This window comes from Pseudonocardia sp. ICBG601, from assembly GCF_020496245.1.
The window spans coordinates 363,514-378,411 of record NZ_JAHLJA010000002.1 but is presented as its reverse complement, the minus strand read 5'-3'; the positions used below and the strand labels follow the sequence as shown (position 1 = coordinate 378,411).

The 14,898-nt window shown below is 77.3% G+C and carries 1 protein-coding gene (only partly in view); it reads right to left on the bottom strand.

From position 1 onward, the window contains the following. A protein-coding gene (locus tag KPL57_RS01760; RefSeq protein ID WP_264197569.1) for a toxin glutamine deamidase domain-containing protein crosses the window boundary here: on the bottom strand, positions 1 to 14,898 show its 5' portion. 14,355 nt of this gene lie to the left of the window's left edge; the window shows 14,898 of its 29,253 coding nt (coding positions 1-14,898); it begins with the start codon at positions 14,896 to 14,898; the stop codon falls past the left edge of the window.

Sequence of the window (14,898 nt, the reverse complement as noted above, 5' to 3'; positions counted from 1 at the left end):
CAGCCCCTGGTCGCGGGCGAGGCGGGCCCGTTCACGGACCTGCTCGGCGATGCCCTGCAGCTCACGGCGGGCGGCGGCGTCCAGGCGGGTGGTGTGGCTGCGGAACGGCACGTCGTGCACCGAGTCCACGGCGGTGACGTCGGCGGTGTCGCGCCCCAGCACCGCGACACGGTGCTCGGCCGGGGACGCCCCGGGCGACGGCGGTCGCACGGTCCCGGCGGCGACGATCCGGAACTCCCGTTCCGCGAGCCCGCCGGTCGCGCCGTTGACGACCCGTGCGCGCAGCCGGGCCCGGGCGATCGACTCGACGTCGCGGGCCCGGTCGAGCCCGGTCCGCTCGGCGCCGGTGCGGTCGGCCCACGCCCGCGACGCCGAGCGGGAGCCGTTGCCGTGCCCGGTCACCGTCAGGGCCGGGGTGGGGCGGCCCTCGGCGCGGGCCGCGACGACGTCGTCGATCCACCGGTCGGTGGCGGCCTGCACGGCGGCCCGCCCGGTCGCGTCCACACGGTGGACACCCTCGTCGAACGCGACGGTGAGCCGGGTCGCGTCGCCGGGACCGTGGGTGCTCCCGGTGTCGGACGAGCCGTGCGTGCTCTCCGGCCCGAGCGGATCCCCGGTGTCTCCCGGGGCGTCGGTGCCGGAGCGGGTCGTGCCCCAGTCGAAGGAGTCCGGGGCGATCGGGTCGCCGTCGGCGCCGCGCACCGGCGGGCCCTCCGCGGCGGGCGGGGCGGGTGGGGTGGCGTCCCGCGGCGCCGGCAGCGGCAGGTCGTGGGTGGGGGCCTGGCGTGCGACCTCGTCGATCCGGGCCAGGTCGGCGCCGGTGAGCAGCGTGCTCCGCCAGTCCGTGCCCATCACACCGGTCCCGTCGACGACCCCGCCGAGGACCGCGCCGGGGACCCGGTAGCGGTCGGGCAGGCCGACCCGGTGCAGCAGCTCGTGGAACGTGCGGCCGACCGCCTGCGCGGGGTCGTCGCCGCGCTCGAGGTGCTCCATCCGCCAGTGCAGCGACGTCGAGTTCGCCCCGGTGTACCCCGGCTCGGAGGTCACGAGGACGCGGTTGGCGTCGGCCCGCGTCGTCGGCTCGATGCGCAGGTGCAGCTGGTCGCCGCCGGGCAGCGTGTAGCGGCCGTCGACGTGGTCGCGCAGCGCCTGCGTGGCCAGCTCCGTGGCGCGGGCGACGTGTGCCGGGTCCCCGACGAGGTGCAGCGGCAGGGTCAGCTCGCGCACCCACCGTCCCGGCTCGACCTCGATGCGGCGCACGTCGACGGTCACCGGGTTGCCCTGCGGGGTCAGGGTGCCGTCCGGCTGCTGCAGGACGCGGATCTGCTCGGTGTGCGCGGTCCCGGGCGTCGCGTCGCCACGGCGGGCGTCCCACTGCGCGGGCTGCAGCGGGTCCCGGAGCTGCGGGGCGGCCGGCGTCGCGTCCGTGCGCCACAGCGGGCCGGGGCGCCACGACCGGGAGGGGGCGGGCGGCCCGGTATCCGGACCGGCCGTGGTGGTCGGCCCGTCGCCGGGCGGGCCTGTCTCGGGGCGGGCCCCCGCGCCCGGGTCGTCCGGAGTGGTCCGGGCCGCGGCGTCGGGGGTGAACCGGATCGGGGCCGCGCCGGGATCGGCGCCCACGGCGAACACCCGGCCGATCCGCGGGATCGGGTCCGGACCGGCGACGGTGGCCGTGCCGGTCCGCGGGTCGACGAGCCAGACGGTGCCCTCGTGGTTGACCAGGTTCCAGACGCGACGCACCGGCCCGACCCAGTCGCCGCGACCGTAGGAGCGGCCGGGCTCGGCGGCCTCCGGGTAGGCGTGGACGATCGCGTCGGCCCCGTGGCCGGCCCGCCGGATCCGGTCGACGACCGTGCCGAACGCCTCCGGTCCCTCCCCGACCGGGGCGAGCGGAGCGCCGAAGGCGTTCTCGACGTCGGCGACGGCGGCCGCGAGCGGGGTCGCCGCGGAGCCGTACGCGACCCGGGGGGTCCCCCGCCAGGTCTCGTGGGCGGCCAGCCCCGCGTCGAGGCCGGCGCCGAGGCTCTCACCGCGCAGGGCGGGGGCCCACGTCCCCGGGGCGGCGAACGGCGTCGCCGCGATCGACGCCTGGGCGAGCAGCGCCTCGGCCGCGCTGTAGGCCTCCCGGCTCGCCGTACCGATCTCGCGGATGCCGGTCTGCAGGTCCTGGGGACCGGCGAACGGCGACCCGCCGTCGCGCTGGGTGCGCGGCCCCTCGTGGCGCATCTCCCCCACGGCGGCGGGCGGGGTCAGCCGGGGCGTGCCGTCCGCGGCGCGGTTGTGGTCGAGCTCCGGCAGCGTGGTGCTGATCCCCAGCGCCTCGTCGGGGCCCACCCGGCGGCGCTGCGGGTCGTCGCTGAGCCCGCCGTACAGCCAGTCGCGCAGGGTCGCGGTGCTGGGGTCGGAGTCGTTCATGCGGCGCGGGGGGAGCCTGCGGTCGAGCAGGCCGGGGTCGGGGTCCCGACGGTGTCCCTGCGGGTCGAGGGCACGGAACGTCGAGGCGAACCGCTCCATCACCGGGCCCGTGTTGCGGTGCAGCCAGGCGGCGCCCTCCGGGCCGGTGCCCTCGACGACGTGGTCGGGGAAGTGCCGCAGGTTGAACGCGGAGAAGTTCTTGGTCAGCGCGACTCCGCCGTCGGCGTGCAGGCGCTGGGACATGGCCGCGAACTGCAGGTAGAGGGCGGCGACCGTGCCGTGCACGGCCGTCCGGGTCGCGGCCAGGGTGTGCGGCGGCCGGTCGGCGAACGCCGGGTCGGTCACCATCTCCTCGGCCACACGGCGGCCCAGCTCCAGCCCGTCCGCCAGGTGCAGGCGGGCCGCGTGGGCCGGGAACACGTTGACCGCCGCCGACCGGCCGGACAGCCAGGTCAGCAGGTCCGCGAGTCCGGCGACGGCGGTCCCGGCGGTGTAGTGGGGCGACACCGTGACCCCGCCGGACCCGGTCAGGGGCTCGACCCGGACCCCGTCGGCGTCGGAGGAGAGCCGGTACTCCGGCGACGGGAAGATGGTGGAGAGCGGCGCGGGACCGGTCAGGGCGGCCAGCCGCTGCAGCACCCGGTCCAGCGCCGCCGCACTCTCCTCGAGCGGCACCCGGCCGACGTCGCCGTCGAGGAGGCCGGCCGGCTGGGTGACCAGCTCCAGCGTCATGCCCGACGGGCCGATCTCGGCCACCGCCGTGAGGGCCGTGGACCCGGCGAGCTCGTCACCGGGGGCGACGAACTCCGCGAGGTTCACCAACCGGTGGCGGAGGAACTCCGCCTCGACGCCGATCGCACGGGCACCCGGCCCGTCACCGACCAGGTCCGGGTTCGCGACGGCCGCGGCCAGCGACCAGTCGCCCCCGCGCGGCATCGGCTCGCCGCGCCCGCGCCACTGCGCGTACGCCTCGCGCACCTCGTCCGGGCCGGACGGCCGGTCGTAGACCTGCAGGGCCTGGCCGATCGCCGCGGCCTGGGCGTCGGTGGGCGCCTCGGGCACCGACGGGTGCGGCACCGCCGGGGGCATCCCCTCGGGGACCGGCGACGGGGCCGGTGCGGCCGCGGCCGGACGCTGCGGCGGCGCCGGGGCAGGCGGTGCGGGCGGTGCGGGCGGCGGGGCGGGACGCACGGGCGGGGGCGGGACGACGTCGTCGCGACCGGCACCGGGGCTCACCCACTCGCGGACGCGGCGGTCGAGGTCGGTCTTGGCCTGCGCCCAGGCCCGGGCCGCCTCGTCGAACCGGGTGGCGGCGGTCCGTCGGTCGGCGTCGATCGCCGCGATCTCGGCGGCCCGGTCCCGAGCCAGGGTGGCGCGGCCGCCGGGGCCCGCGTCGAGCCACAGCTGGTCGTTCCGGCGCTGCAGCTCCACCAGCGCGGTGTCGGCGGCCCGCCACTCGCCGGCGCGGGTCTTCTCCTGCTCCATCGCGGTGCGCACCGTCTCGGGCATCGGTCCGAGCAGGTCCGCGGCGTGGCGTTCGGGCAGGAACAGCCGCATCCCGGTGCCGGTCACCGTCGGCACCGTGAACGTCTCCGGGGCCCGGCCCGGCCGGTTCAGCTCCAGCTCGATCCGGTAGTCGAACCGGCCGCCGAGCAGCCGGACGGGGTCGCCGAGCTTCGTCTCGTGCTCGCGCCCGATCAACGGTGCCTGGCCGCCGCGGTTGCTCGTGGAGGCTCCGGCCGCGCCGTCGGCGCGCGCGTCGCCGCGGCTGCTGCCGACGTCGCGGCCCTCCCCGACGACCGAGCCGACGACGTCACCGGAGTGGGTCTGCGACGACGCGGTCTGGGTCCCGATGTGGAAGTTGGACTCGGCGCCGAGGTTCATCGCCGAGGACACCCCGTCGGTGTGCAGCGACACCGGGGTCGCCGTGATCCGCGGGGTCAGCGTCACGCCCACCTGGGTGGGGTGCACGACCGGCGGGAGCGCCGCCGAGCCCTTCAGCATCGGCGGGATCCACGAGTCGAGGTGTTCGGGCGAGAACAGCACGTCGAGCTGGTGACGGCCCGCTTCGCCGGGCCGGCGGAACGCGTCCGGCACGTCCACCGTCGCGAGGTGGTCCTGCACCGCGCGGCTGATCGCCACGGCGTCGGTGCGGATGATGCCCATCGCCGTGTCCGGGTCGATCCGCAGCGCGTCACCACCGGGTCCGGCCCGGCGGGTCTGGTCCGGGGGCGGCTGCGGCAGGTCCGGCAGGGACGACAGGAACGCCGCGGGCACCCGGTGGCGGAGCGTGAACGGCGCCGACGTCGGGCCCGGGATGGTCTCGCCGTCGCGGGTGACGGTCAGCGAGAGACGACCGGTCTGCCCGATGATCGCGGTGGGCCCGTCGTAGCCGAGGAAGCGCCAGGTCCGGACGGTGTCGGCCGTGGTGTCGGTGTGCACGTCGGTCCGCGACGAGGACGCGGCGAGCCCACCGGAGCCGCCGCCGTAGTACGGGTCCTCGCCACCGCTGCCGCCACGGCCGCCGAGGGTGCCGCCGAACTGGGCGACCGGTCCGGAGCTGCGTACCGACGTCGACGAGCGCTGGTCGGCGAAGTACTGCTCCACCTTGGGCGCGTGCCCGTCGTGGACGACCTGCTCGACGCGCGTCGCACCCGGGGTGGTGTCCGGCACGAACGACAGGTGCCCGGACAGGTCGTGGTGGACGAGGAAGCCCCGCCGGGAGGCGCTGAACGGCACCCCGTCCCCGCCGAGACTGCTGTGCAGCCCCTTCAGGTCGGCCGCGGAGATGCCCCGCTGCGGATCGGTGAGCCGCTCGGTCAGCAGCGCGACCTCGTCGGCGTCGAGCCGGCCGGCGAAGTGCCCGGGGAGCTGGTCGTTGATGTCGGCCAGCGGGGCGCGCAGCCCCTCGTCGGTGGGCCAGCCCAGACCGGCGACGGGGTCGTCGCCGCGCAGCGTCGGCGGCACCTGCAGGTCCACCGGTGCCTGGTGCGGGCGGTTCTCCTCCTGCGGGAGCAGGCCCCACACCCGCATCTGCTCCTCGCCGACGGACAGGAACACGTGGTCGGGCAGGTCGACGTAGCGGATGGCGGTCCGGCGGGTGGGGGTGTGCACGGTGTCGAGGAGCTGGTTGCTCTCCCACGACGTCGCCCGGTGGGTGACCACGCCACGGGCCTTCACGACGAACGACCGGCCACCGGACCCGTCGTTGAACGTCTCGCGCGCACCGAGGGTCCCCTGGGCCCCGGTGTCGCGGGCGCCGGCCTGGTAGCCGCCGTGGATCCCGCCCGACCCGGTGGGGTGGCGCGAGGACTGCTCCAGCTCCTGGGCGGTCAGCGACGAGTCGTTGACCTCGAACCCGGCCCGTCCCTGGGCGCCCCGGGCGTTCGACGACGAGCCGGACGCGACGTAGCCGCCGTAGACGACCTCGCTGCGGGCGCGGCCGGTCGGCGGCGCGTGCCGCACGTCGACGACCCGCAGGTCGTAGAGGCCCAGGGTGGACACGACGGTGCCGCGCCGGTCCCGCCAGCGGCGCTTGTGCACCTGCTCGGGTGTGGCGAGCCCGCGTTCGGTGACCCCGCGGTCGTTGGACACCCGCTGCGGGGCCAGGACGGCCTCGAGCGCGCGGCCGTCCTCGGTCCCGCGCCGGCCCAGTACCGCGTCTCCCCCGGCGGCGGCGGTGAGCGCGGCCTCGGCGGCGGTGCGGCGCTCCCTGACCCCACCGACCCAGGTGAAGGTGCTGTCGGCCAGCAGGGTCTGTGCGAAGTCCCGGCGCCGGGCACCGACCGGGCTGTCCATGGTGATCCGCGGCCGGCTGCGGATGCCCTGGGCCTCCGGCGGCGTACCCGGGGTGAGCATCTCGTCGGCCGGCACGTCCAGCGCGAACGGCTCCCGGATCGGCGGGCCGTCGGGCAGCACCACCGGGGTCCGGGGGCTCACGTGCCGACCGGGCGCACCGATGCCGGTGAGCCGCCCGAACGCGTTGGTCTCGCTGAACCGCTCCGCGGTGATGGTGTAGAGGTTCTCGCCGGTGACCCGGTGCGAGGTCCCGGCGGGACCGGCGACCGCGCGCCGGCCGGTGATGGTGCCGCCGGCGCCGCCGTCGCTGTGGCCGAGACCGGCCGAGGCCCGTGCCCCCAGGCCCGGGTAGACCGCGCCGGCCTCGAACCCGAGCCCGGCCCGCAGCCCCAGCGTCCCCTCGATCCCGGTGGCGGCACCGCTGACGGACTCGGTGCGGTTGCCGGCGCTGGTCTTGACGCTGATCCCGTCGAGCGGGCCCTCGTCGCCGACGTCGAGCATCTCGGCGGTGATCCTCAGGTGCAGGTACTCGGTACGGCGGAACCGGTTGCGCGCCAGCACGAGGTCGACGCCGCCGTCGTAGAGAGAGTCGGCGCTGGTGCCCAGCAGCGTCTGGGTGGTGTTGTGGTCGAGCATCCGCCAGGTCTCACCGAGGTCGCGGACCGTCGAGCTGCTGGTCGACGCGCGGTGGCTCCCGTCGCCGTCGGCGAGGTCGGCGAACGGGCCGCCGACCGAGGCGATGATCTGGTCGATCCGCTCGCGCAGCCGGGTCGGTGCGTCGCCGAGGGAGTGCATGTGTCCCCGGCCGATGCCCAGGCCCGCGGCCAGGTAGGGCGGGAGGGTGTCGGTCCGGCGATCGGTGTTGCGGGCGTCGCGGACGGTGTCGGTGACGGGCAGTCCCGCGTCGCGGGCGTTGTGCGGGGAGTCGGCGAGGACCAGCTCCACCGGCGTCCGGGCCGGGGGTGCGACGGGGCTGGTCGACCCCCACCGCACCCTGGTCTCGCGCACGAACTCGACCTCGTAGGCGCCCAGGGAGCTCTGGTCGACGTTGCGCCGCGACGCCCCGATGTGGGTGGCCGCCCAGCCGCGGCTGCGGTTCCAGCCCACCCCGAGGTACGGGCCGAGGTGCAGGAAGGCCACCTTCGGGAAGAACCGCCAGCCCCCGCGGATCTCCCCGGAGACACCGAGACGGGAGCTTCTGCTGCCCTCGACGCCCCAGTCGATGCGCTGCTGCTTGGTGGTCTTGCCGTCGAGCTCGGCCAGCCACGACCCCTTCTTCGGCACCAGCCGGGACTCGACATACACCGGTGGCCCGCCGGGGTTGCGCAGCTCGTCCGAGCGCACCCAGCCGGTGGTGAACCGTTCGTAGTGGTGGGCGAGGTGGTTGTCGGACAGGAAGTGCAGCAGCCGGTTGCGGCCCGGGGACCCCGGTTGCAGCAGCCCGGGCGGGAGCTGGTCGGCCAGCGCGGCCAGGACCGCGTCCGGGCCGGGTCCACGGACGTCGAGGACCGCGGCGTTGGACAGCGCGGGCCCGGCGCCGGGACCGAGCTCGACGGCGGGGCGGGCGCCGGCGTTCGGGGTCGGCTGGTCGAACCATCCGGTGGCGGTGCCGTCCAGGACGCGTGGTCCGGGCCCGACGACGGCGCCGGACTCGTCGCGCAGGGTGACGGTGAAGCGGACCGGGACGTCGGCGGCCGGGGTGTGCTTGGCGTCGTAGCCGACGTCGTTGTTGACCGTCTTGCGGGTCCGGTGCCCGACGGTGTCGCCCCCGGTCACGGTGACCACGGCACCGCCGTACCCGGCGAGCGAGCCGCCGGAGCCGGCGATCGGGACGGCGCGGCTGCTGTCGTCGTAGCGGCCCTCGACGAGGTTGTCGGTGCCGCGCCGGATCTGCTCGGTGCCGTCGGTCGCGGCGGGGTCGGGGCCGTGGCCCCGGCGGCCGGGGTCGTGGTCCACGGCGACGACGGCCTCGTAGCGGCGGCCGCCGACCTCGACCTCGAAGGGCAGTCCCTGGTGCAGCGCCGACGGCCGGTGCGTGAGCATCGCGTCGAGCTGCGACGACGTCGCCGTCCCCGACCGCCGTGCCGATGCGCCCGGGACCATCGACGCGATGAGGTCCGCGACGGCGCGCCGCTGTTCGGGGCCCACCGACTGCACCCGCAGCAGCGAGCGGGGCGCGGCGGCCGGGGCGGGCACGTCGCGGCCGGTCCACGGCGACAGCACGTGGTCGTCGCCACGGAACCGGCCGGAGCCGAGGTCGGTGCGCAGGTCGGCCTCGGTGCCGCGGTCGGCCCGCGCGGTCAGGTCCACCGGGCGGGAGTCGAGGTGCTCCTGCAGACGGCCCGTGAGGAACCCGTCCTCGCCGAGCCGGTCGGAGTTGAGCAGGGTCTGCAGCAGCGCCGAGCCGGGTGGGGCGACGAGCAGCCCGGTACCGGGACCGTCGAGCCCGTCCACGCGGCCGGTGAGCAGCGGGAACAGCGGCTCGCCGTCGGTGACGCCGCCGGGCATGCGGGGCATGGTCGCGGGGAGCGGGGCGGGTGGGCCGTCGCCGGTGGCGCGCACGGCCGGGTCGGCCCAGACGCCGCCCTCGGAGTGGACGACCGACAGCGCGACGTCCGTGCCGACCCCGTTGAAGGAACCGGTGCGGAGCCGGTGGTTGAGGATCCGGTCGGTCGCGCGGGTACCGGACGGGAGGTCGGTGGAGACGTCGCGGACGGTGACCCCGAGGTCGGTCAGGCGGCGCCGGGACACGGCCGAGAGCCCACCGTGGCCGCGGGCGGGGGCGTCGGCCCACACGTGCACGGCGGAGGGGTCGCCGGTCCGGGCGATCCACATCTCCAGGGCGCGTCGGACGTCGGCGGTGAACCGTCCGCCCAGCAGCGGGACGTGGACCCGGCGGGGCACGTCCTGCAGGTGACGGCCCTGCGGGTCGCCCATGACGGTGCGCGGCACCGGCGCGTCGACGTGCGCCTGCACGCCGCGGCCCGGCCGGGGCACGACACCGTCCGGTGCGTCGACCGCGGCGCGGTGCACGATCCGGACCCCGGGGACGTCCGCGAGCTGCCCGCGCAGGAACACGGCCGCGGCCAGCGCCCGCGCACGGCCCGTCGCCAGCCGCTGAGCCACGTCGTTGCGCGGCCGGCCGGCCCGGTCGGTGTCGGCCCGGCCGACGAGGGACTCCGCGGTGCCGCGGGCCCGGTCGGCGCGGTGCCCCATGCCGTCGCCGACGAGCAGCACCCGGGGCGGGGGGTTCCCGGCCGCGACGGCCAGACGGGCGCGTTCACGGACCTCCCCCGCGAAGGTCGTGAGGTCGCGGCGGGCGTCGTCGTCGAGGCGGGTGACGTGGGAGTCGAAGGCCACGTCGTGCACCGAGTCGGTACGGGCGACGTCGTCGGTCCGCTGCTCGACGACGGCGACGCGGCGCTGCTCCACGGACGCGTCCGGGACGGGCGGGCGCGCGCTGCCGCCGGAGACGATGCGGAAGTCCTCGCGGGTGAGGCCGCCCGCCCGGTCGGTGCGCAGCCGCTCGGCCAGGCGCTGCTCGGCGACGTCGTGCACGGAGCGGGCGCGGTCGCGGCCGGTGACCTCGGCGCCGGTGCGGTCGGCCCAGGGGCGGACGAGGTCGCGCGACCCGTTGCCGTGCCCGGTGACCACCAGGGCGGGCGTCGGGCCGCCGGCCGCACGCGCGGCGACGACGTCGTCGATCCACGCGTCGGTGGCGCGTTCGACCGCTGCGCGGTCGCGGTGGGCGATCCGGTGGGCGCCCTCGGCGAACGGGATGCGGACGGGCGCGCCGGCGGGGGCCGCGTCGCTCCGGGCGCTGTCGCCGCTGTCGCGGGGGCCGCCGCCGTCACCGTCACGGGCGCCGTCGCCGTCGTTCCGCAGCACGCCGTCCTCGGCGGGCCCGCCGCGGCCGACCGCCTCCGGCGGGCGCTGCGCGTCCTGTTCGACGACGGCACGCACCGACCGGGACGGGGCACCGACCGGCCCGTCCGGAGCGCGGTCGACGGCGGCCCGGGTCGCGATGCGCACCCCGTCGGCGTGGTCGCCGAGCAGCTCGCGGAGCCGGTTCGCGACGGCGTCGGCCCGCTCCCGGCCGGCGGTGCGCCGTTGCTCCAGGAGTGCCTCGGGGCCGGCCGACGGTGGCCGGACCACCCACCGCCCCGGCGGACGGGGGTCGTCGGCGGGGTGCCGGAGCAGGTCGCGGGTCCACTTCTCGGCGCTGCCGAGCCTGGTCTTCGCGACCCGGCCGGAGGACTCGATCAGCGCGCCGCCGCGGTGCGCCAGCCGCTGCGCGGGACGGCCGGTGCCGTCGCCGACGATCTCCACGCGCACCGGGCCGCCGTCGCGGAGGCGTTCGCGGACCTGACCCGCGAGCGCGACGATGTCGGCGTCGGCACCCGGGCCGGGACGGTGCTGGCCCGAGGAGAAGGTCACCGTGCTCTCCGACCGGGGGCCGGTGACGTCGTCGGTGGTGTAGTCGATGATCGCGATCCGGTTCGTGTCGCGCAGCGCGCCGGGGGTCAGCGGCGTCGCGTCCGTCCGCGCCAGCACCCGGAACTCCGAGGTGTCCCGGCCCCCCAGGCCGCCCTCGCGGGCGAGCTCGTCGAGCCGCTCGAGGACGACGGCCCGCACCGCGTCGGCCCGGGCCCGGCCGGTGCCGGTGCCGTCGATCGACCACGGTGTGCGGCGCATGGTCCCGTTGCCGTGGCCGGTGATCGTCATGGCGGGGGCCCGGCGGTCCGGCGGCGTGGCCAGGACGTCGCGGACGAACGCGTCGGTGGCGTCGCGGATCGGGCCGCGGGCGTCCTCGTCGATCGAGGTGGTGGACTCGCGGAACCGGACCGGTGTGACCGGCGCGCTCTGTTCGGACCCGGGTGCGGCGGACCGCCCCCCGTCGTCGCCGCGGCGCGGGGCGGGCGGACCGGACTCGGCGGGATCCGGGGTCGGCACCGGCAGGACGACGGTGCCGTCCTCGCGGTCGCGGGTGCGCGAGCGCCCGCCGGACTCGGCCGGGCGGGACTCCGGGACGCGAGGATCCCCCTCCGGGGTGCGGGCACCGCGGGCGGTGGCCGGGCGGTGTTCGCCGGACGCCGGGTCGCCGGTCCGGGTCGTGTCCGGCCCGCCGGACCCGGCGGTGCGTGCCGGGGCCGGCGTGCTGCCGTCGGTGCGCGCAGGGGCCGGCGTGCTGCCGTCGGTGCGCGCCGGTGTGGTGCCGTCGGTGCGTGCGGGGGCCGGCGGGGCGCCGTCGGTGCGCGGCGCGGGCGGCGGGGCACCGTCGGTTCCGGTGCGGGGCGGGGCGGACGTCGGGGACGCCGTCGGGGTCTGGGTCGGAGCCGGGGTCGAGGACGGCGGGGCCGGGGGCGTCGGGGCCGCGGACGAGGGCGTCGGGGCCGGGGCTGCCGGGGTCGACCCCGCCGTGACCGAGGTGGACACCGGCGGGGGCGTACCGGTCGCGGGCGTGGACGACACGGCCGCGGGCAGGACCGTGGGCTCGACGGGTGCGGTGGGCGGGGTGCGGTCGAGGTCGGTGAACGGGGACCCCGACGTCTCCCAGGTGGCCCGGTCCCCGGCGGCCGGGGCGAGCGGGGATCCCCCGGAGCGGGAGGTGTCCGCGGAACGGGCGCCGTCGGCGGCGGTCGGGGCGGCGTCGCGCCCACCACCGGTCGCGCGGGTGGCGGACTCGCCGCCGACGGTGCGCCCCTCCCCCGCCGACGTGCCGGTCGACGGCGCCTGCTGGGCGGATCGGGGGGTGTTCGCCCCCGAGCCCTGGCCGGACGGGGTGGCGTCGGTGCGCCCTCCGCCGGAGGTCGTGGCGGTGTCGCGACCGGCCCCGGACGTGGCCGGCTGGGTGGTCGACGACGCGGCGGGCGGCTGCGGGGTGGCGACCGGGCCACCCGTCCCACGACCGTCGGTGTCGTCGGCGACGCGGGACGGGGAGAGCTCCGGGGTGCGCGCGTCGCCGCCCACCGTGGGCGCCTGCTCGCCCCGGACCGGCTCGCGGACCGGACCGCCTGCGGAGTCGGTGGTCGCGTCGCGCACGGTCCCGGTGGATGCGGTGGGTTCGGTCGGACGGGTCCCGACGGTGTCGCGGGATCCGTCCGGTGTGGAGGGACCGTCGCCGGTCGTGGCCCGTCCGGGCGGGGCGGCGCCGTCGGACTGCACCGCCGCCGGGCCCGGAGCGTCGGTCCCGCGGCCGCCGGTGCCCTCCCCCTCGACGGTGCCCCGCTGAGGCGTGGAGCCCTGGTCCCGGCCCTCGCTGACCGGCGCCGCCGGGTTCGGTGCCTCCCCGCCGGTGCTCCTGACCGCGGTGTCCGACGTCGGCCGGGGCGCGGTCGAGCTGCCACCGGACGCGGTGTTGCCCGACGCGGTGTTGCCGGACGCGGCATTGCCCGACGCAGGGCTGCCCGACGCAGGGCTGCCCGACGCAGGGCTGCCCGACGCAGGGCTGCCCGACGCAGGGCTGCCCGACGCGGTGTTGCCCGACGCGGTGTTGCCCGACGCGGTGTTGCCCGACGCAGGGGTGCCCCCGGCAGGGGTGCCCGCGGCGGTGCCGGCCGGCGCTGCACCGACCGGCGCGCCGTGACCGGGCACGGCGCTGGGCGGCGCGTCGCTTCCCGGTGCGATGCTGCCCGGTGCGTCGCCACCCGTGGCGGTGTTGCCCGGTGCGGTGCTTCCGGGAGCCGTGCTGCCCGGCGCGCTGTTCTCCGGAGCCCCGGTGCCCGGCGCCCTGTCCCCCGGCGCGGAGTCGACCGTGGCGGGGCTGCCCGGCGCGCTGTTGCTCGGTGCGTCGTTGCCCGGCGAGTTGCTGCCCGGCGCGTTGCTGCCCGGCGCGTTGTTGCCCGGCGCGTTGTTGCTCGGTGCGTTGTTGCTCGGTGCGTTGTTGCCCGGTGCGTTGTTGCCCGGTGCGTTGTTGCCCGGCGAGTTGCTGCCCGGCGCGCTCTCACCCGGCACGTTGCTACCCGGCACGTTGCTACCCGGCGCGTTGCTACCCGGCGCGTTGCTACCCGGTGCGTTGTTGCCCGGCGAGTTGCTGACCGGCGCGCTCTCACCCGGCACGTTGCTGCCCGGCGCATTGCTACCCGGCACGTTGCTGCTCGGCGCGCTGTTCCCCGGCGCATCGCGGCCGCCCGCAGCGCCGCCCCCCGTGTCGCCACCCGTGCCGCCGCTGGTGTTGCCGCTGGTGTTGCCGTTGCCCGGGACCGGCGCTCCGTCCGGGGTCGACAGGTTCGTCGTGTCGCCGGCGACGGGCGTGACGGAGGAGGCCGGAGGCTCCGACACCGGTTCCGGCCGGGCGCCGGCGGCCGAGCCCCACGTCGGGCCGGACGCGGTGCCGGACGATCCGCCGGTCACCGTCGCCGGCACGGACTCCGGCGTCGCCGTCGACGACGAGCTCACCGTCGGCGACGACGGGATGACCAGCGGCGGCCGGCTCTCCGTTCCCTGCCCCGACGACCGCGACGGCGCCGACGAGTCCCCGTCGTCGCCCCGGGTCGTCGCCGGGTCGTCGCCGGACGGGCGCGTACCGGTGGTCGGCCCCGGCCCGTCGGACGTCGTGGGGATCCGGAGGACGTCGTCGGGACCGGCGGAGGCCATCCAGGGCGGCGGGGTCGCCGAGGGGCGCAGTCCCTCCTTCTTCATGTGGTCCAGCAGGGACGCCCGGTTGAGGAAGGGGACCTTGCTCGCGGCGAGGCCGAAGTCGCCGCCGGGCCGGCTGCGCATCCCGCCGAGTGCGCCGATCGCACCGAAGAACGGGTTGGAGTCCTCGCCGAACACCGCGTTGATGACCGCGCCGGACGCCGGCGCGGTCATGATCTGCGCACCGGCGTAGCCGAGGATGCCGAACGCGCGCACGTGGCGGGCGAGCTGCTGGGGCGGGGCTCCGGGCGGACGGGCCCGGTTGAGGTTGCGCATCGCGCTGTTGCTCCAGCTGCGCACGCCCCCGGCCGCCGCGCGCGCGAGCCCCGCACCGGCTCCGCCGATCGCACCACCGATCGCGCTGTGCCCGATGGAGTCGAGGTCGTAGCCCTCGCGGCCACCCGACTCGTTCTGCCCGACCTGGATGAGGCCGTCGAGGCCGGCCATGAGCCCGGCGCCGGCCGCACCGTAGAGCGCCGCCCGCTTGGTCGCCTCCGCGAGCGCCTTCGAGATGCCCCGCAGCAGCGTCTGGGCGGTCGCCTTGTTCAGCCCGAGCCGCGCGACCGCCTGGATCATCTGCTTGACCATCTGCCGCAGCAGCGCCCACAGACCGACCCGGGCCGCGGCGAGGACGGCCGGGACGAAGATCGCCCCGAACAGCGACACGAGCAGCTCGATGACGGCCGCGAGGGTCATCGCGGCCATCACGATCAACATGATCTTGCCCTTTTGGATGTCCGCCGCGGCGTTCTTCGTCGCCTTGCGGAACTCGTCGGCACCCTGGGCCAGCTCGGTGAGGCTGGCGGCGTAGTCCTCGCCGAGGAGCTTCGCGTTCGCGGCCCCGGTGTCGCCGCGCAGGACGTCGTCGAGGTCGGCCCCGGACCGCCGAGCGTCGATCGCGGCCTGCTCCAGTGCCGCGGCGAGGTCGGCCCAGGCGCCGCTCAGCGCCCGCAGGTTGCCCTCGTTGCCCTCCGGCCACTCCATCCCGAGGGTGACCTTGAAGAACTTCTGGAGGGAGTCGGGCAGCTCGGTCGACCCACCTGGCAT